Origin of the sequence: Paraburkholderia sp. GAS206C (assembly GCF_050435645.1) — a bacterium.
GTDB lineage: Bacteria > Pseudomonadota > Gammaproteobacteria > Burkholderiales > Burkholderiaceae > Paraburkholderia > Paraburkholderia phenazinium_B.
Genome location: NZ_JBNDKR010000008.1, coordinates 381,060 through 400,556 on the forward strand (window position 1 = coordinate 381,060; position 19,497 = coordinate 400,556).

At 59.2% G+C, this 19,497-nt stretch carries 16 protein-coding genes; 4 read left to right on the forward strand and 12 right to left on the reverse strand.

Translation table 11 applies throughout. From position 1 onward, the window contains the following. The first annotated feature begins 73 nt into the window (after positions 1-73). Complete coding sequence (locus tag P3T20_RS23855; RefSeq protein ID WP_429288051.1) at positions 74-1,171, forward strand: hybrid sensor histidine kinase/response regulator; 1,098 nt, start codon at positions 74-76, stop codon at positions 1,169-1,171. 122 nt (positions 1,172-1,293) lie between these two features. Here P3T20_RS23855 and P3T20_RS23860 read toward each other — a convergent pair whose 3' ends face one another. The 3 genes from P3T20_RS23860 to P3T20_RS23870 form a co-directional block, all read right to left on the reverse strand. Then, positions 1,294-1,548, reverse strand: a complete 255-nt coding sequence (locus tag P3T20_RS23860) for a hypothetical protein (protein ID WP_074267686.1) — start codon at positions 1,546-1,548, stop codon at positions 1,294-1,296. 496 nt (positions 1,549-2,044) lie between these two features. Further along, entirely contained in the window at positions 2,045-2,956 is a 912-nt protein-coding gene (locus tag P3T20_RS23865) for an amidohydrolase family protein (RefSeq protein ID WP_083611643.1), read from the reverse strand. Between the two features lie 94 nt (positions 2,957-3,050). Further along, positions 3,051-4,349: an MFS transporter gene (locus P3T20_RS23870; protein WP_074267685.1), complete on the reverse strand. Its 1,299-nt coding sequence runs from the start codon at positions 4,347-4,349 to the stop codon at positions 3,051-3,053. A 290-nt stretch (positions 4,350-4,639) separates the two neighbouring features. Here P3T20_RS23870 and P3T20_RS23875 point away from each other — a divergent pair, with 290 nt between their 5' ends. Continuing rightward, the gene (locus P3T20_RS23875) at positions 4,640-5,494 is read left to right on the forward strand and encodes an SDR family NAD(P)-dependent oxidoreductase (protein ID WP_074267684.1); all 855 of its coding nucleotides are present in this window, start codon (positions 4,640-4,642) and stop codon (positions 5,492-5,494) included. Positions 5,495-5,549: 55 nt separating this feature from the next. Here the strand turns inward: P3T20_RS23875 and P3T20_RS23880 are convergent, their stop codons facing one another. Then, the gene (locus P3T20_RS23880) at positions 5,550-5,774 is read right to left on the reverse strand and encodes a hypothetical protein (RefSeq protein ID WP_429288052.1); all 225 of its coding nucleotides are present in this window, start codon (positions 5,772-5,774) and stop codon (positions 5,550-5,552) included. A 291-nt stretch (positions 5,775-6,065) separates the two neighbouring features. On the opposite strand from P3T20_RS23880, the gene P3T20_RS23885 reads away from it, so the two are divergent. After that, complete coding sequence (locus P3T20_RS23885) at positions 6,066-6,971, forward strand: DMT family transporter (RefSeq protein ID WP_429288053.1); 906 nt, start codon at positions 6,066-6,068, stop codon at positions 6,969-6,971. 45 nt (positions 6,972-7,016) lie between these two features. On the opposite strand, the gene P3T20_RS23890 is transcribed toward P3T20_RS23885, so the two are convergent. The 8 genes from P3T20_RS23890 to P3T20_RS23925 form a co-directional block, all read right to left on the reverse strand. After that, complete coding sequence (locus tag P3T20_RS23890) at positions 7,017-8,153, reverse strand: porin (RefSeq protein ID WP_429288054.1); 1,137 nt, start codon at positions 8,151-8,153, stop codon at positions 7,017-7,019. A 442-nt stretch (positions 8,154-8,595) separates the two neighbouring features. Next, complete coding sequence (locus P3T20_RS23895; RefSeq protein WP_429288055.1) at positions 8,596-9,543, reverse strand: LysR substrate-binding domain-containing protein; 948 nt, start codon at positions 9,541-9,543, stop codon at positions 8,596-8,598. A gap of 125 nt (positions 9,544-9,668) precedes the next feature. Next, positions 9,669-11,261: a GMC family oxidoreductase gene (locus tag P3T20_RS23900; RefSeq protein ID WP_429288056.1), complete on the reverse strand. Its 1,593-nt coding sequence runs from the start codon at positions 11,259-11,261 to the stop codon at positions 9,669-9,671. Positions 11,262-11,319: 58 nt separating this feature from the next. Next, entirely contained in the window at positions 11,320-12,813 is a 1,494-nt protein-coding gene (locus P3T20_RS23905; RefSeq protein WP_429288057.1) for an aldehyde dehydrogenase family protein, read from the reverse strand. Between the two features lie 63 nt (positions 12,814-12,876). Then, complete coding sequence (locus P3T20_RS23910) at positions 12,877-13,926, reverse strand: zinc-dependent alcohol dehydrogenase family protein (protein ID WP_429288058.1); 1,050 nt, start codon at positions 13,924-13,926, stop codon at positions 12,877-12,879. 11 nt (positions 13,927-13,937) lie between these two features. Continuing rightward, entirely contained in the window at positions 13,938-15,239 is a 1,302-nt protein-coding gene (locus tag P3T20_RS23915; protein WP_429288059.1) for an MFS transporter, read from the reverse strand. A gap of 175 nt (positions 15,240-15,414) precedes the next feature. After that, positions 15,415-16,902, reverse strand: coding sequence for an aldehyde dehydrogenase family protein (locus P3T20_RS23920; RefSeq protein ID WP_429288060.1), 1,488 nt, complete (start codon positions 16,900-16,902; stop codon positions 15,415-15,417). A gap of 61 nt (positions 16,903-16,963) precedes the next feature. Further along, on the reverse strand, positions 16,964-18,235 hold the full coding sequence (locus tag P3T20_RS23925; protein WP_429288061.1) for an MFS transporter: 1,272 nt from the start codon (positions 18,233-18,235) through the stop codon (positions 16,964-16,966). 195 nt (positions 18,236-18,430) lie between these two features. Here P3T20_RS23925 and P3T20_RS23930 point away from each other — a divergent pair, with 195 nt between their 5' ends. Beyond that, complete coding sequence (locus P3T20_RS23930) at positions 18,431-19,468, forward strand: NAD(P)-dependent oxidoreductase (protein WP_429288062.1); 1,038 nt, start codon at positions 18,431-18,433, stop codon at positions 19,466-19,468. Positions 19,469-19,497 lie beyond the last annotated feature (29 nt).

Genomic DNA, 19,497 nt, shown 5'->3' on the forward strand with positions numbered 1-19,497 from the left:
GACATCGACGCGTTCCCTTCCCGAACGTTCGATCTGGACCGCGCTCGGGTTCTTCCGATCGCCTATCGTCACCATGAATACACTTCAGACTCCAATCGTCCCTGTCGCAACCGTACTACTGGTCGACGATCAACCGATTGTTGGAGAGGTGATAAGACGCGCCCTCGAGAACGAGACCGGCATCCTTCTCCATGTCTGCACCGAGGGACGCGAAGCCCTCTCCACGGCGTGCCGGATAAAGCCCACGGTAATCCTTCAGGATCTCATCATGCCAGGCATAGATGGGCTGGATATCGTGCGCAGCTATCGCACTCATCCCGTCACGGCGAACGTCCCGGTTATCGTGCTGTCTTCGCGGGAACAGCCTACGATAAAAAGCGCAGCATTCGTTGCCGGCGCTAATGATTACCTGGTCAAACTACCCGACTCGATCGAGCTGATCGCGCGAATCCGATATCATTCGGCATCCTATATTAGTCTGCGCCAGCGCGACGATGCGATGGATTTTCTCTCGCATGACATGCGCTCGCCGCAAACGTCCATTCTGGCCCTGCTCGAACTCTATCGCGCGGAACACGGGACGCTCACGCCGCTGCTCGAGCGTATTGCCACGCACGCCACCAATGCACTGGAACTGGCGGACGGCTTCCTCAATCTCGCGCGTGCACAGTCGGAATCGCGGCAATTCGAAATCGTCAACCTGAACGAGATACTGATCGTTGCCGTCGATCAGCTCTACGAAAAGGCTGTCGCTAAAGGATGCCGCATCTCCATCGAAGCGCCCGACACGTCGCTGGTGTGTCTTGCCGACAGCCTGCTATTGACTCGCCTCGTCACCAACCTGCTCGACAACGCATTGAAATACGGACCGCGTGACGCGACCGTGCGCTGCATCCTTGCGGATACGCGCGAGGGTCTGCTTATAGGTGTGGAGGATGAAGGCACGGGCATTCCGGCGAGGGAAACGGACCGCGTCGCGGAGCGCTTTGTCCGGCTGCCGTCTGGAGTGATCAATGAAGCGAGCGGCTTCGGTCTGGGGCTGGCATTTGTCAATTTCACCGCCACTAAACATAGAGGCCGCGTGATCATGAGCCGAACGGAGAGAGGCTTTATGATCGGCGCGCTCTTGCCTAAGGCCGAGCAGCTGCCGAGAAGTCTCGGTGCAAGGTAAAGTTGACCAGCGAATGATCTGATGTTTGCAGTATCAGGCTCTGCATAGCAGCAATAACCGCAGGCGGGTTAGCCTTGCAAAGGCAAAGCTGACCACCCGCGGGATTTTCTTGCCGGGCAAGCTTACCGGGCCTGCGATTGACCCTGCTGAGCGGATTGCTGGTCTTGTCGGGCAGCGTCCTGCTTCGCCTTCTTCGCCGCCATATGATGGCCCACCGCGCATCCCCCTGCGGCGCCCACCGCTGCGTGGCCGTTGCCAACATAGTGGCCCGCAACGCCGCCAGCCGCGGCGCCTTTCAGGCATCCCGCAGCGTTCGCTTCGCCGGCCAGCGCCATTGAGACGATGCATGCGGTCAGTACGATAACTTTGGATTTCATCTGCTTTCTCCCTGTGAGTTCGGCTTGGCTTCATAGCCTTGCTTCTAACCAGGAGAGCGCAAGTTCCATTCCATCCATAGCGATTGGGGCAACGTGAAGCGAAAACGTCGCGGTTCGCGTCACGTACTCTTCGCACACTTTTAACTTTCGAAGTCTTTCGAAACCTAAAGCACTTACAAATTCCGGTCGATACGCGAGTGGTCAATGCAAGCTGCCCAAAGGACCAGGATGAACAGATCAGAATCACGTTCACACGCCAGGCGAACTGTATCGGCATCGCGCCTGCGTAGATTGCAATGGTATTTTCGGCCGCGGCTCGGCCTGCGCGACCTCGACGCGTTGCTTCGCCCAAAGCGCGGGGTGACAGGACAGCATGCCCGTCGATGACGGCGCCCGATGCTGTTTGCGGTCTCCGTCCGTGCGTGGGGCGTACGGCGCGAATACGCCGGGGCCCGCGGTAGACGTGTGACGGCAAACGAGGCCAGGCCGCGGATTCTCAGGACCGTGTGAGGGTTGGCTCTCGAAAGCCGTATAGCCGGTGCGCGTTCTTCGTCAGAATCGCGGTGCGGGTCTGCTCATCCGGCGCCCACACGGCGAGCGTATCGAGCAACTGCCCGACTGTCGGCATGGCGCCCCACAAAGCGACGTGCGGCCAGTCGGAGCCCCATACGCAGCGATCCGGCGCCGTTGCGATCAGGGCGCGTGCGTAATCGGCGGTATCGGCGTACGCGGGCGCCTGGGTACTCAGCCGGTATGCACCGGAAAGCTTGACCCATGCGCCGTCGCGCACCAGTGCCAGCAGACCTTTAAAGCCCGCGGACTCAACGCCGACTGCGGTCGGCATGTGGCCCATGTGATCGATCACGATGGCCGAGCGCAGCTTGTCGAGCCGCGGCGCGAGTTCAGGCAAGCTCCGCGCGTCCAGCAAGAACTGGATATGCCAGCCCCAATCGCGCGCCAATGCGTCGTACTCGGCCAGTTGCGAAAAACCGATGCCGCCTCCGCCGAACAGCACGTTCAGGCGCAATCCAACCGCGCCGGCGTCCGTCATGTCCTGGTACGCAGCATCGCCTAATCCTAGTGACGGCACCACCACGCCGCGCAACCTGTCCGGATTCGCACGCAGCGTTTCCAGCAGCAGCGTGTTGTCCTGCCCATGCACGCTCACCTGGACCAGCACGCCATACTGCGAACCTGTGTCGTCGAGCATCTTCAGATAGGCCGCGGGGGTGGCCGCTGGCGGCGTGTACGAGCGATCGGGCATCCACGGATAACGCGGCGGCTCTCCGATCACGTGCGCGTGTGTATCCACGGCGCCGGGCGGCATGACGAAGGTGGACGGCCCCGATTGCACTGCAGCGGGCGGCGGACACAGCGGTGCATCATGATTTTCCGTTGAACCGGTCATTTAGGGATCCTTGCATGTTGGATTGCCCGGTCCGCGCGGCCATAACGCGTGCGGCTCCGAAGCAGGCTTAAAGACGAAGCATGTCCCGCGTGGCTCACGTCCCGTGCGGCAGAGACTTCTCAGAGGTCGATTCCGGCTGCTGGGCGGGGATCAGATGATCGGCATCGTCGAGCCGTCGTCCTCGCGTCTCAGGTAACGCCAACACCGTCACAAATACGGCCGCGTTAGCGATAACGGCGAGAATGCAAATCGCGTTTCCCAGTCCGGTCTTCGCACTCAGGAGGCCGACGAGGGCCGGAAACAAGGCGCCGATACCGCGGCCGAAATTGTAGGCAAAACCCTGGCCGTTCGCGCGAAGCGCAGCGGGAAACAGCTCCGTGAGATGCGCACCGACTCCGCCGAAGATTCCCGACGCACAAAATCCGAGCGGGAATCCAAGGTAGAGCATTTGTGAATTGCTGAAGTTGACCTTCGTATAGGCGATCGTGATGACCGCAGACAGGAATGCGAAAAGCAGCATATTGCCGCGCCGGCCGATCCGGTCCGAGATATAGCCGCCGCTTGCGTAGCCGATAAACGATCCGGTAATCAGCACAGCCAGGTAGCCGCCGGTGCCGATCACCGACAGGTGCCTGTCCATCCGCAGAAAGGTGGGAATCCAGGTGGCGATCGCATAGTATCCGCCTTGCAGGCCGGAGCACATCAGCGACGAACATACCGTTGTGCGCAGGATCCCGGGTGCAAAGATCTGCAGAAACGAGGGGCGTCTCGCGCTCGAGCGCATGATCTGCTGCGCTTTATTGAAGCTCTCAGGTTCCGCCACATGCCTGCGGATATAAAACACCAGCAATGCCGGAGCAAGCCCAACCCAGAACATGCTGCGCCAGGCCAGCGCTTCGGGGAGGACAGAGAACGCCACCGTGTAGAGAATGGCGGCGAGGCCCCAGCCAATCGCCCAGCCGCTTTGCACCACGCCGACAGTTTTGCCGCGATGCTCCGGCCGAACGATCTCACCAATCAATACGGCGCCCACGGCCCACTCGCCGCCAAATCCAAATCCCTGCAACGCGCGCAGGACAAACAGTTGTTCTACGTTCTGTGACCAGCCAATCAGGAAGGTGAACACCGAGAACCAGACGATGATCCATTGCAGCACCTTGACGCGGCCGAACCGGTCCGCAAGGATGCCGCCCACCCATCCTCCGGCGGCGGAGCAAAGCAGACTCACCGTGCTTAGCAAGCCGATCTCGCCCTTGCCGACGCCCCACAACGTCATCAAGGAGGTGACGACAAAGGTGAACACCATAAAGTCAAAAGCGTCGAGCACCCAGCCCGTGAAGGCGGAATGGAAGGTCGTGCGCTCCGCTTTGCTAAACGACGCGTACCAGTTCATCGCTTGTCTCCTTCATTGCAGCCTCGGTCTCGCGCCGCTGGCGAATGGGAAATTATTACAAGCTCACGACAGCACGGAAAGGATGTTTTCGAAGATTCAGTAGATAAAAAAATTTGCGTCCCACCGGCTGAGCAACCTGCGATGCCTCGCGAGAATGGCTGTGCCTTGCGCCAGGCACGACGGCCACGCAAAACAATCGATCATGCTAGGATCATCAGCTCCCCTGTTCGAACCGATCGAAATCGCGGCCCTTGGTTGACGCCACGATTCCTGCACCAGCGAGGATTCCGATGACTCATTCTGCTCTCACTCCCGGCGCAGTCGCCGTGATCACTGGCGGCGCTGCCGGCATCGGCCTTGCTGCGGCCAAACGCTTCGCACAACTCGGCCTGCGTGTCTGTATCGCCGATCTCGGCGCTGAGCGCATCGCGCAAGCAGTGGAGGAAATCGCTGCGCTGAGCGCGAACGGCAAACAGGATGTCTTCGCACTCGAAACCGACGTGAGCGTCGTCGCCGACGTGCAGCGCTTGCACGATGCCGTCGTCGAACGATTCGGCGGTGTGGACGTGTTGATGAACAACGCGGGTATTCAGCCGGGCAGCAAAATGTTCGGGCCCGCCGAAAACTGGGAGCGCGTGCTTGGCGTCAATCTGTGGGGCGTGATCCACGGCACCCAGGTGTTCGTACCGGAGATGATCAAACGTGGTCGCCCGGGTCTCGTGATCAATACCGGTTCGAAGCAAGGCATCACCACGCCGCCCGGCGATCCGGCCTACAACGTTGCGAAGGCTGGGCTTAAGGCGTTCACCGAAGCATTGCAGCACGAACTGCGCAATACCGCGGGCTGCCAGCTCAGCGCTCACCTGCTGATTCCTGGCTTTGTGTTCACGGAACTGACACGTCACGGCCGCGGCGAGAAACCGGCCGCCGCGTGGACGCCGGAGCAAACCGTCGAGTTCATGTTGGAGCGTCTGGAAGCCGGCGACTTTTACATTCTCTGCCCGGACAACGACGTGCCGCGAGCGCTCGACGAGCGGCGCATTCTTTGGGCAGCCGGCGATATCGTCGAGAACCGTCCTGCGCTGTCGCGGTGGCATCCTGACCACGCAGCGGCGTTCGAGGCATTTATCAAGCAGCCTCGCTAGGCGCAGCTCTGGCCAACCGGCCCGATGCCGGGTTGGCTGAGCGACCTGGGTGCTATCAGGCGGTCGTATTGATGTTGCCGCCCAGGATGCTGTTCACGGCGGTCGAGGTCGACGATCCGCTACCCGCGGACGACGTGCTCAACCCTGCGTCCGTCGCGACCTTATGGCCGTGGTGGCCGCCGCCATGTGTGCGCTTCGGTTCAGATGTCTGCTGTGCAGCCGGCTTGCTGCTGATGCTTTGGGCGGAACTGACAGAGGAGGCAACGCTGGAAATGGACATGATGTTCCCCGTATATAGGTCGATGTTTTGATGTACGGCCGCGCAAGAAAGGGACCCATGCGCGCGCGCCATTTAACAACATCGCCAGCATGCGACGTTTACTGCGTCGTTTCAATGACGAAACCACATCATCGGGCGGCGCCCTGTTACCAGAAGTTACGGCGTGCGGACTTCGTCATTGTCCGGTAATCCCGGATTCTCTATCGCCGCCAGCCTCACTTATCACGCGCGACGCCGTCGCGGACAATTTGGGTAAGGGATTTCAGCCGAATTCCATTACCGGGAACCGCCATGAATACGTCCGCTTCACTGAGCATGCCGAGCACGCCGAATTCGATTCGGGCAGCTGCCGCCGTAGCTTTCACAATCCTGTCGTGGGCCGCGGCCTTTCCTTTCATCCGGCTTGGTCTGCAAGGGCTCACGCCGATGCAACTCGCGGCCGCGCGCTTCGCGACAGCAGCGGTGCTGGTCGTGGGATGGTTGATTTACGCGCGTCCGAAGCGGCCGTCGTTGCGCGATTCACTGCTCTTTGTCCTGTCCGGCTTCCTCGGCATCGCAAGCTATAACGCGCTTCTGAACACCGCCGAACTGACCGTTGCGCCAGGCGCAGCGGCCTTCATCATGAGTACCTCGCCTATCTTCACCGCCATTCTGGCGACGGTTTTCCTGCGCGAAAAACTCAATCGATGGGGTTGGCTCGGCTCGGTGTTCAGCTTTACAGGCATCGGTCTGATTGCATGTGGACAACCCGGCCGCCTCGCGCCCGGCAGCGGCGCAACACTGATCCTGCTCGCTGCTTTGGCATCCTCAGCATATTTCGTGTTGCAGCGCCGCCTGATTCCGGTCTACGGACCGCTCGCAAGCACCGCCTATACGCTGCTCGCCGGCGCATTGCTGCTGTCGCCGTGGTTGCCGGGCGCCATGAGCGCACTTGCGGCACCTTCAGCATCGGCAGGAACCTTGGGTGCTGTGCTCGTGCTCGGCGTCTTCCCGGCCGCGCTCGGTTACGCGACGTGGACGATTGCCCTGGGCCACTTCGGTGCGGCGCGGGCGTCCAATTTCCTGTATCTGGTACCCGCGATCGCGATCGCGCTATCGATCTTTTTGACTGGCGAGCACCCCGCGCTGACGACCATCGCCGGTGGACTGATGGCGATTGCTGGTGTTGCCTTCGTCGCGTGGCGCGGACGGGTCTGAGGACGGCGTCAGGCTCGTTCGTCTCCCGGCGCAAACACACCAGTCCTAGAAGTTGTGCCGGAAGCCTACCCGCAGTGCAGCCTGGTTCCCGGTCGACGACGGCGAAAGGCCGTAGATTTGAGCGACCGCCGTCTCACCTGTTGAGTCCGTTCCGATCGCATGTTGCCAGGAACCGACGAGATAAAGCAGCGTTCGCTTCGACAGGTAATACTGCGCCCCAAGGTTGACCTGGCCGTATTTGGCGGTTTCAGCCTTGCTGTATGTGTAGCCCGCGCCCACTTGCACCGCAGGGGTGATGAGGTAGCTCACATTCAGATCGAACGTATTGAAAGTCGCGGTACCGGAAAACGGTGTGCTTGACGTTTGCACCACATCCTGGAACCTCGTGTTCGTGTACTCCGCGCCGACTGTGGCACCCAGAAACTTATAGTCCATTCCTGCCCCGATGACCTGCAGGCTTCGCGCAGACGCATAACCGGCGAATGCAGGCGAGGTAATGGGATTGGTGAACGAACTGCCGGCTACCGGTTGCGTCACGGCGTCGTAGATCGAAGTCGCCGGATCGTTGACCCTCGAAAACACCACGTTAGTGTCGAATGAGTGATAGCTGTAGGTCAGGCTGGCCGACTCCTTCTTCCCGGACGAAAAATCTCCCGGCACTCCCCCCGGGCTGAACAGAACCGCCCCGCGCAGCCCCGCGAACGTGGGAGAGATGTATTTGATCGAGTTGCTAAAGGAATAGCTGCACCAGATATTGTCGACATCGGTCAGGTGCGATCCCCAGATACCCGCGAAGTTGAGCGACGAAGCAGCTGGGAGCAAAGCGTCCGCGACCAGATCATATTGACGACCCAGCAGCACGCTACCAAACGGTCCGCTCACGCCGACGTATGCCTGACGTCCAAAAAGGCGCCCACCGTTGCTCAACTTGCCTGTATTGGTATCGAAACCGTTCTCGATCCGCGCGACTGTGCTGTAACCGCCGCCCAGATCTTCCTTGATCAGCAGACCCCACTTACTGCTTCCAAGGCCGCCTTGCATCAGTTGATAGTCGTGCTTGCCCGATTGATTATTGCTAAAGGCAAAGCCATTGTCCATGGTCCCATATAGAGTAACCGAGCTTTGTGCGAATACCGAGGTCGTCACCACTGAGCTTGCCACGAGAGTAAGAATCTTTTTCATGAAGTGCGTATCGCCAGGTTGCATGTATTTAGCCCAATCTACAGAGGCTTTGATGACTCGCTTCGTATAACTAACAATTCACGCTTCTTATCGACCCAGCTCGGATTCATTTCAGCAGAATCGTCTGGTCAATCTCGATGCACAGTATCAACGAGGCGAGTGCCGAAGCACCTTAAAGGGCGAGTTAGCGGGTGCTGTTGGCAAAGGTGTTTGAATCGAACAGGGAGCTGGCACTCAGCCATTCGACACCCAAGAGAAAGGGTAGCGCTGCAGATTTCAATCCGTTCACGATAGTCTCCAATTAGTTTTTATACAGCGTTCTCATCAGGAACGACTCAATTCTATGATTGTGGAGGCGGTCGCACCAATAAACCTTTGTGATCCTGCTATCAAGTCCTGTTATAGGGGTATACGTTTGGCATCCGTGCGCCGCCATCACAATTTATTGTTCGGATTGCGAAGTATTGAAAAGCCACTCCTGATCCGGACCATTCAGTCGGGAATCGGTCCGCAGAAAATCAATAAACGCCCGCAGCTTGGGCGCAACAGAACGACGGTCCGGATAGTACAGCGTGAAGCCCGGCAACACTGGACTCCAGTCATCGAGGACCCGGACAAGCCGTCCTGTGTGAACGAGTCCTTCGATGTATCCATTGATCATGTAAGCAACACCGATCCCATCGACCGCACACTGCACCAATACAGCCGAATCGTTCACTATGAGCTTGGCCGGAACCGCAATCTCGAGTTCCTCTTCATCTTTGACAAACTTCCAGCGCTCCACCTGCCCTGACGTCAAGTTCCTGAAACCGATGCACTCGTGGTTGATAAGATCACGCGGATGCGCCGGTACCCCCTTGCGCGACAGATACTCCTGCGAAGCGATCACATGGGCAGCTATTTGTGGGCCAACACGCACCGCAACCATATCCTTTTGAACGAGATTCCCGAAACGAATTCCGGCATCAAAGCCCAGGTCGACAATATTTGTCAGTGAACCGTCGATACAGATCTCGATTGAGATTTCGGGGTAGCTGTCGATAAAGCGCCGCAGTACAGGTTTCAGAATGGTCATGTAGCCGGCGCGCGCCATGTTCAGGCGCAACGTGCCGGCCGCTTTGCCAGACGAGGCTCCAAGCTCTTCGGATGCTAGCGACAACGCCCTCACTGCCGGCAGAACACTATTGAAATAGCGTTCGCCGCTCTCCGTCAGACTGACGCCCCGTGTGTTTCTGCTAAACAGCACCACGCCGACCCGCCCCTCCAGACTCCGGACAGATTGACTGACCGCCGACGGAGACACACCGAGCTTGGCCGCTGCCAGCGAAAAGCTCTTCTCCTGCGCAACGGCAATGAAGGTCACGATTCCATCAAGCTGGTTTTGCTGCATTCCTGACTCCTGCTGCGCCGATCCAGTTCTTTATCTTCGGGCAAGATTCGAGCCCCGATAATCGACAGCATGTTACCAGCGCTGCATAGCAGGAGTACGTGCTAAACCCTTCGTGTACCGATCGTCTAAGGGCTCCGGGCGTGCAATTCGAGCCAACGCTCGGCGATCATCATGGTTGCGGCTTGCGGGTTCGCCGAGGGTAACGACGGCATGACCGAGGCGTCAACGACAGAAAGACCGCCAACATTGCGCACCGACAATCCTGGGTCGACGACCGATCTGCCATCGGATCCCATTCGACAGGTTCCCGCGGGATGGTAAACCGTCGTGCCGTTTGCCCTGGCGAACTCCAATAGTTCGTCATCTGAACAGCGCTTGTCATCGGGGAAACTGGCTGACTGCACATACGACGAAAATGGCTGTGTCCAGCGAATCTGTTGTCCCAGCCTGGCCGCCGCGACGACGGCCTGTCGGTCCGGTTCGGCACTCAGATAGTTGGGCTGGATTCTGGGGGCATCCAGCATGTTCGGCGTCGCCAGGCGAATCGTTCCGCGACTCTGCGGCCGACACTGATTGAAACTGAACATGAAGCCTGGTCGTTTCGCCAGGATATAGTTCTTTCCATCGATATAAAAATTGGTAAAGTGATACTGCGCATCTGCTTCGACACTCGACGGCGACGTCCGCGCAAAGAGCGTCGCCTCTGTCACGCTGCGGATCAACGGACCGTTTTGCGAAAGCACATATTGCAGCACCATACCCGCCTTGCGCAGCGGGCTAGCCATGATCTCGTTTAACGTTCCCGCCCGTTTCGTCAGGAATGCGAACCGGGTGACAAAGTGATCCTGGAGGTTTGACCCCACCTCGGGCGAATCGGCAATTACCTCAACACCCACTTGTCGAAGATGTTCTGCCGGCCCCACGCCGGAGGCAAGCAGAAGTTGCGCAGACCCAATGGCACCAGCACACAGAATGACGCGCTGCGATGCCTCGATGCTGAACGGCATTCCATCTGCACGATGACCCTCGACGCCCGTCGCGCGCCTGCCGGAGAAAGTCACCTTTGTAACGGTCGCGTCCGTGATGACGCGGAGATTTTCGCGCGACATCGCCGGTGCCAGATACGCGCGCGCGGTACTGGATCGAAAGGCCCGGCCAATATTGATCTGTGCCGGCCCAACGCCCAGTATCTGGCCACTGTTCATGTCCGGATTACGTGGCATCCCGAGCGACTCACACGCTTCGATAAAGGCTTGTGCACCTAGGGAAAGGCTTGCCTGGTCCCGCACATGAATCGGACCGGAACCGCCGCGGGTTGCACTCTCCCCGCCCTCCCAGCTCTCCAGGCGCCGGAACGCTGGGAGAACAGCCTTATAGGACCAGCCTGATCCGCAGGTCGCGGCCCACCGGTCAAAGTCCTGCGACGAACCGCGCAGAAAAACCATTCCGTTGACTTCGCCGGAGCCCCCAAGAACGCGGCCACGAGGCCACGCTAACGAACGCCCATTGAGTTCCCGTTCTGCATCCGTGCTGAACCGCCAATGATAGCCACCCATCTGGAACAGTCGGCCATAGCCAGCGGGAACCCTAAACCAGATGTTGCTGTTCTTCGGGCCTGCTTCGATCAACGTGACATTGATCGCCGGATTCTCGGTAAGCCGGGCTGCAAGCAGACAGCCGGCAGTGCCTCCGCCGACAATCACGTAGTCTGGATTCAACAGACATCTCCGGTAACGCGGGAGCGGCATAGGCTCCCGTATATCGTTTCGCTCGCGATCAATCGGTGTTGAGGATCAGCGCCTTGGTCTGCAGATATTCATCCACATGATGCACGCCGCCCTCACGCCCATAGCCACTCATCTTGTAGCCGCCAAACGGAACCGATGGATCCATCACGTTGTACGCGTTGACCCACACGGTGCCGGAGCGGATACGTCGAGCGACCTTGTGGGCCTTGCCTACGTCGGTGGTCCACACGCCCCCGCCCAGGCCAAAGATCGTGTCGTTCGCACGCTGCACGACTTCATCGATCGTGTCGAATGCAATGGCGCTGATAACCGGGCCAAAGATCTCTTCACGCGCAATACGCATGTTATCGCTCACGTTGCGGAACACGGTTGGCGGTACGAAGTTACCTTTGCTATAAGCGCCTGCGGTCAGCCGTTGTCCACCGGTTACGGCCTCGGCGCCTTCCCGCGCTCCGATAGCCAGATACTCGGTGACCCGCGTCAATTGTTCTGTCGAGACGAGCGGACCCATCTGCGTGTCCAGGTCGAGCCCGTTGCCCACTCGCATGTTGGCGCCGAACTCGGCAACCCGCGCCACGAATTCTTCGTAGATCGAACGTTCGACGAACATACGCGTGCCAGCGCAGCAAATCTGGCCGGCGTTGTTGAACGTCGCCATGGCAGCGCCCGGTACTGCCTTGTCGAGGTTCGCGTCGGCGAAAATAATGTTCGGCGACTTGCCGCCAAGTTCCATCGAAAGGCTCTTCACGTTGCCAGCCGAAGCCTGAATGATCTTCTGTCCCGTAACGTGCGAGCCAGTAAACGCAATCTTGTCGACGTCCGGATGAGCCGACAGACGCGCGCCAGCTGTCTCGCCGAAGCCCGGCACGATATTGACGACGCCCGGGGGGATACCCGCTTCGAGACACAAATCACCGACTCGCAGCGGTGTAAGCGGCGCTTCCTCCGCAGGCTTGAGCACCAGGGTACATCCAGCCGCCAGCGCGACGCTGATCTTCTTGACAGTGGCAAAGAGCGGGCTATTCCAAGGAATGATCGCGCCCACTACACCGATAGGTTCCTTCAGCGCGCAAGTGAAGAACTCCCCATCCAGGGAATTCTCGATTGTCTCGCCGTGAATTGACATCGCCTGTGCGGCGTAATAACGGATCGAGCCGACGACACGCTCGCGATTCTTGATGCTGCGCCCAATTGGCATGCCCATGTCGAGCGTATCGAGCACGCACAATTCTTCGTAATGCTGCGACACCAGGTCGGCCAGTTTCAGGATCAGATTCTGACGCTGGTTCGGCTTGAAGTTTCGCCACGGACCTTCGAAGGCGCGGCGCGCGGCTGCAACCGCGAGATCGATGTCCTGCGCGTCACCTTCGGCTACACGTGCCAGCACTTCGCCCGTGGCCGGATTAGTCGTTTCAAAACTACGCCCTGCTTTCGCCTCGACCCAGCGACCGTCGATCAGCAGTTTCTTCACGCGACCGTCGAGAAATGCCGGATTCGCGTTGAATGTCGGATTGGTGGTCATCTAAATGTTTCTCCATTGCAGCTTGCGCGCGCCCGATGCTCGAATCTTGCCGGGCGCTGATCATTACATGAGGAAAACGCCCTTACCCGTCTTGCCTGCTTCGAACAGTTCGTAAGCCGATCGAGCATCCGTTAGTGCGTAGTCGTTCGTGAAAATCGCGTCAACGTCCACGCCGTGGTCCGCAACGAACTCGGCGCATTCGGCCTGGCCCACGGTCGAGAACGTCCAGTGACCGAACACCGTCATCTGTTTTCGCAGCATGTCGGGCCCGACGTTAAGCGTCACCTGGCCGCCGGATCCGACGAAGCACGCGCTCCCCCACACCTTCGTGCAGCGCACCGCGCCAGCCCGCGCGAGCGGCGAGGCCGACGTATCGATCGAAAAATCCGCGCCACGCCCGTGAGTCAGCTCCTTGACGCGATCAATGGGGTCTTCTTTCAGAGGATTGATCAGTTCCTTTGCACCGAAGTCCAACGCTCGGGCAAGTCGTTCGTCATTAGTATCGAGCGCGATCACCCGCGCGCCCATAATGGTTGCAAGCTGCGTGGCAGACAGGCCAACCGGGCCCTGCCCGAAGATGACGACGGTGTCGCGGCCCGAGACCTTGAGCCGTTCGAGAGCCGCATAGGCTGTCCCGGTACCACATGAGATCGCAGCGCCGGCGCGAAAGCTCAGCGCTTCAGGCAGAACGACGCAAGTGTGCGCGGGCACTTTCATATACGGAGCATGGCCGCCATGATCGCTCGATCCGTATGCCGCGATCGGCACGCGCTGGCAAAGCTGTGGCCAACCGGTAAAGCAGTGCTCGCATGCCCGGCAACCTGAGTAGTGGTGCACCATCACACGGTCGCCGACTTTCGCCTGACGCGGATCGACGCTCTTGCCGACCGCAGCGACGATGCCGCACGGCTCGTGACCGGCGATAACCGGACCCTCGGGCGTCGGCATGCCATTGCTGAATGCTTCGCCCGGAGCCTTACGGTATGCCACCAGATCGCTGCCGCACATGCCAGATGCCTTCATTTCCAGCACAACCTCATCCGGACCCGGTGTCGGGTCCGGAAAATTCATGAGCGTGAGCTTCTTGTCGCCGAGAAATACAATGCCTTCCACTTGCCTCTCCGTCAGTTAGCCAGGCCCGAGCCTGAGTTCATTTCCATACCTTGCTGCGGTTCGCTGTGCGGCATGACTTCGCGTTTAGCGGGTGGCTGCCGCACGAACAACGCAATGCAGATCGACCCCGACAACGCGATCCCACCCGCCAGTGCGAAAGCACTCCTGAACGATCCTGTCTCCTGCACGATGAATCCGGTCACCGCGGGGGCGGCGACTCCAGCGAAATTGCCGAACATATGAACATAGCCGCCTACGGCGCCGACCCTCGCATCTTCGATCATGTCCAGGATGAGGGCCCAGTAGCTATTGGCCGACATGTAAAGGAAGAGAATCGAAGCACCCATCAATCCTGCGGCGGACCAGACCGCAGTTGCATAGCCGGCCAGGGCCACACAGACTGCTGCGGCGAGAAGACAGACAACCAGCACGATCTTTCTGGCAAACACCGCGCGCCCGGTGATCGCCAACACCCAGTCGGAAACAGCGCCGCCCGCGATGTAGCCTACGAACCCCATCAGCCACGGGAAGACCGATACGATGCTCATGTCCTTGATGCTGAGGTGCCGCTCCATCGTCAGATAAGACGGGAACCAGCTGAGAAAGAAATACAGCAGGTATCCGAAACCGAAAAAGGCAAACGCGATCGCCAACACCGCCGGCTGGCGCAGGTAGCTGCCTAGCGAACGTGCTTTAGTACCACTTGCGCGCACAGCCGCATGGTCGTTGTGGGCTGCGACCGTTAGCGCAGCGGGTGCGTCCTTGCCGATCAGAAGCCAGCCCGTGACCCACAGCAGGCCAATGGCGGCGATGGCAACAAACGATACTTTCCAGCCGTACGACAGCGCGATCGCCCCCACGATCGGCCCCGCAATCGCTCCACCGAGCGTCGTGCCCGACTGCGCAACTGAAATCGCCATTGCTCGGCGTCTTATCGGAATCCAGTTGCCGATGAGCTTGTTTGCGTTGGAGAGAAACGGCCCTTCGGCCATGCCGAACAGAACCCGGATCACCAGAAGGGCAACAAATGTGCTCGCGACCGCAGTCAGGCCACAGAAGAGCGACCACAACACCATGGCGCAAAGCAGGACACGTTTCGGGCCGAAGCGATCAGCCGCCATTCCGCCGAGGAAACATAGCAGCGAGTAGCCAACAAAGAACGCGCTAAAAATGACACCCAGGCTAGACGCGGTCAGCTTCAGGTCGCGCATGATCATCGGAGCCACGATCGATAACGCGGCACGATCCAGGAAGCTTATGCCCCCCGCCACGAAGAGCATCACCACCATCACCCAGCCAAACCGGTTTTGCATCTTGTCTCCTCGCTTGATCTTGTATGGGAGCCGTCGCATTTCCGTCGTCGAAAGGCGCCCCGGCTTTCACATAGATTAGTCACTACGCTGTGTAGCAACAACTTACAATAGCGGCCCGCGAGACCAAACAGAAGTTAGCCACAAACAGACCTTACTTTTCAGCGCGCTCGCGGTATCAGTCGGTGTTCAGGATGAGTGCTTTGGTCTGCAGAAACTCGTCCACATGATGTATGCCGCCCTCTCGTCCGTAGCCGCTCATTTTGTAACCACCAAAGGGAACGGCGGGATCAAGGACGTTGTAGGTATTCACCCAGACGGTGCCTGCCCGGATACGGCGCGCGATTTTGTGCGCCTTCCCGATGTCGCGCGTCCACACGCCGCCGCCGAGTCCAAATATCGTGTCGTTTGCGCGCCGCACCACGTCGTCGATTTCATCGAAGGCGATGGCCGAAATGACCGGGCCAAAGATTTCCTCGCGCGCAATCGTCATGCTGTCCGAAACCTGACTGAAAACCGTCGGCGCCACGAAGAAGCCCTGACCGAAGGCACCCTTAGTCAGCCGGCCGCCTCCTGACGCTGCGATGGCGCCCTCTTCATGGCCACGCTTCAGGTAGCCTGTCACGCGCTCCAGTTGCGCTTGCGAAACGAGCGGACCCATTTCGGTGTCCGGATCCAGACCGTTACCCACCCGCAGGTTGTTCCCGAAGTCAGCGACGCGCGCAACGAACTCCTCGTAAATCGATCGCTCGACGTACATCCGCGTGCCAGCGCAGCAAATCTGGCCAGCATTGTTGAAGACGGCCATAGCCGCGCCGGGCACCGCCTTGTCGAGGTCGGCATCGGCAAAGACGATGTTCGGCGACTTGCCGCCGAGCTCCATGGAAAGCCGCTTCACGTTGCCCGCGGATGCCTGGATGATCTTTTGACCCGTGACGTGCGAACCGGTGAACGCAACCTTGTCGACATCGGGATGTGCGGCGAGGCGGCCGCCAGCCGTGGCGCCAAAGCCTGTGACCACGTTAAGAAAGCCCGGCGGAAAACCGGCTTCGAGGCAAAGCTCGGCGAGCCGCAGCGGCGTCAACGGCGCCTCCTCTGCCGGCTTGAGCACCATCGTGCAACCAGCGGCCGCGCATACGGCGATTTTCTTCAACGTCTGGTACAACGGGCTGTTCCACGGAATGATCGCGCCGACGACACCGACGGGCTCCTTCAACGAGCAGGTAAAATATTCACCCTCGAGCGAATTCTCGATGGTCTCGCCGTGGATCGACATCGCCTGGCTGGCATAGTAGCGAATCGTGCTGACCACGCGATGCCGGTTGCCGAGGGTGCGTCGCATGGGTACGCCCATATCGAGCGTATCGAGTACGCACAACTCTTCGTAGTTCTGATCGACCAGCTCTGCGAGCTTGAGCAACAGATTTTGGCGCTGATTCGGCTTGAACGTTCGCCACGGGCCTTCAAAGGTCCTGCGTGCCGCAGCGACTGCCAGATCGATGTCGTCGGCGTCACCCTCGGAGACGCGGCAAAGCAGCTCGCCCGTGGCCGGATTGCGCGTTTCGAAGCTGCGGCCGGCTTGCGCATGGACCCACGCGTTACCGATCAGTAACTTCTTCACCTTCCCTTCAAGAGAGCCAAGAACCGCTTCTACTACGGGATTCATCGTCGTCATGTTATCTACCCAAGTTTTTAAGGGAATTCGAAGAATCCCCGGTTGCCATTCTTTAGGTTCGCACCGGCTGAGTCGTCGCATGGAACTCTCTTGCCTTCGGGCCCCGCGGAACGAGGACTGCAACGCTAACCGATCCGACCAGAGCAACGCCGCCCGCGAGCAGGAACGCACTGGTGAATGAACCCGTTGCCTGAACGATAAAGCCCGTGATCACCGGTGCGAGCACACCGGCAAAATTCGCGATCATGTGAATGAAGCCACCCACTGCACCGACACGCGATGCTTCGACCATGTCAAGAATGATCGCGAAGTAGCAATTCGCCGACACATAAAGAAAGAATACGGAGAAGCCCATCAGGCCGGCTGCCATCGTCGCCGTTAGAGCACACCCTGCAAGGGCCACGCAAATTCCGGCAATGAGAAGGCTGGTGACGAGCACAACCTTGCGAGCGTAAAGCGCGCGACCTGTTTTGCGGCATAGCGCATCAGTGATCAGGCCGCCCCCCATGTATCCGAAGAAGCCCATCACCCATGGAATCACCGAGACCGCACTCATGTCCTTCAGACTGAGGTGGCGCTCCATCGTCAGATACGACGGAAACCAGCTGAGGAAGAAATACAGCAGGTAGGCAAAGCCAAAGTAGCCGACAGCCGTTGCGAGCACGGCGGGGTTGGCCAGGTACGAGAGAACCGTCTTTGCGCTGGTCGTTCCGTCTATTCTCCTGGCGTCCACTGCGTCCTGTTCGCTCACCGGGCTGCGATCGGGCTTGTCCTTCGCGACAAACATGAACCCTACCGTCCAGACCACGCCAAACAATGCGATGATCGAAAACGAGACTCGCCATCCGTGCGAGAACGCCAGGTACCCGGCGATCGGCCCCGCGATCGCTCCGCCCAGTGTCGTCCCCGACATCGCGATCGAAATGCCGGTCGAACGTTGAGTGACGGGGAACCAGTTGCAGATAATTTTGCTAGAGGTACTGAGAAACGGGCCTTCTGCCATGCCAAAGAACAGACGGATCACCAGCAACGAGGCAAACGATGTGGCGACGCCTGTGAGGCCGCAAAAGAGCGACCAGGTCAGCATCGTACAAACGATCACTTTGCGCGGCCCGAACCGGTCGGCCGCCATCCCCCCAGCCATGCAACAAAACGCGTATCCGACAAAGAACACGCTAAACACCACGCCGAGGCTCGCGGGGTCCAGCTTGAGATCAAGCACGACCAGCGGTGCAAGAACCGATAGCGCGGCCCGGTCCAGATAGCTGATGCCGCCTCCAATAAACAGCATCGCCGCGATGACCCACTTCTTTCTGCTGTCCATGTCGTCTCCTGAGGTTTTTATTAGATCGCTGCCAGCACTTTTTATGCTGCCTCGCAAGCTCATCACATTGCCACTCAATCTATCCGCGGCATCCCTCGAGGGCAATTAACAAATCAGTGCCATACGCAGAACAATTTGTTGGTCGAACCTTCGCGCCTGCCAGCGCGCTGTCAATGACAAACGTCGAAGGGACTCATGGACCAGGTAAATGTTGGGCGCGACGAAGCGGGTCTGGTGCTAGATTCGTCCAGGTACGTAGAGACGGCTCTACACAACATCAGGAGACCTCTCTACATCTATCACCGCGAACGGACGGGAATGAAGAAAATGGCAGTGCAGGTCAATAGTATTGCAGTTGAGAAATTGGGTTTCATCGGTCTCGGCGTGATGGGCGAGGCAATGTGCCTGAATCTCGCCACGCGGGTAGGAATGCCCGTACTCGGATATGACCTTCGCCCAGAACCACTGCAACGGCTCGCCGAAGCAGGGGTGGCAGCTAGCGCCTCAATTGCAGAGCTGGCCGGCGAATGCGAGCTGGTATTCATTTGCCTCGCGAGCGACAAACAGGTCGAGGCAGCCTGCTTCGGTAGCGATGGCATAACGCAGCGATCCTCACGCGTGAAGGTCATTGTGGACTGTGGGACCACGTCGGTTGCTTTCACTCGCGACGCTGCAGCCCGCTGTCGTGACCTCGGAATCACGTGGATCGATGCGCCGATTGCCCGCGGAAGGCAAGGCGCACGAGCGGGTACGCTGGCGTTCATGGTCGGCGCGGCGCGGGAAGTCTTCGACGCGGTCACACCATTACTCTCGACAATGGGCACCGATATCATTTTCTGCGGCGACGTAGGTCACGGCCAAATCGTGAAGATCCTCAATAACAAGGTCGTGCTTCAGCAGGTTCATGCGCTCGCCGAGGCGCTCGCCATTGGAGAGTCTCTCGGCGTCGACGGGAAAGTGCTTTTCGATGCGTTTGGCAAGGGCTCGGCCGACTGCAAAGCCCTGCACGCACAAGGCATGAATCATCTCTTGACGGGAAAATTTCCTCCTCGGACTTTTTCCACGCTATACGCGCTCAAAGACGTCGGCCACGCAATCCAGCTTGCCGACGAAGCTCATGTCGACGCCGGTCTGGCGCAAAACACGCAGCAATTACTTGAACGGTCGCGAGATGCGGGATACGGCGAGGACTATTACCCCGTCTTCGTCCAGTTGCTTCGCCCGTCAGAGTGATTCACACGACAGCGTGCGTCGAGGGGGGG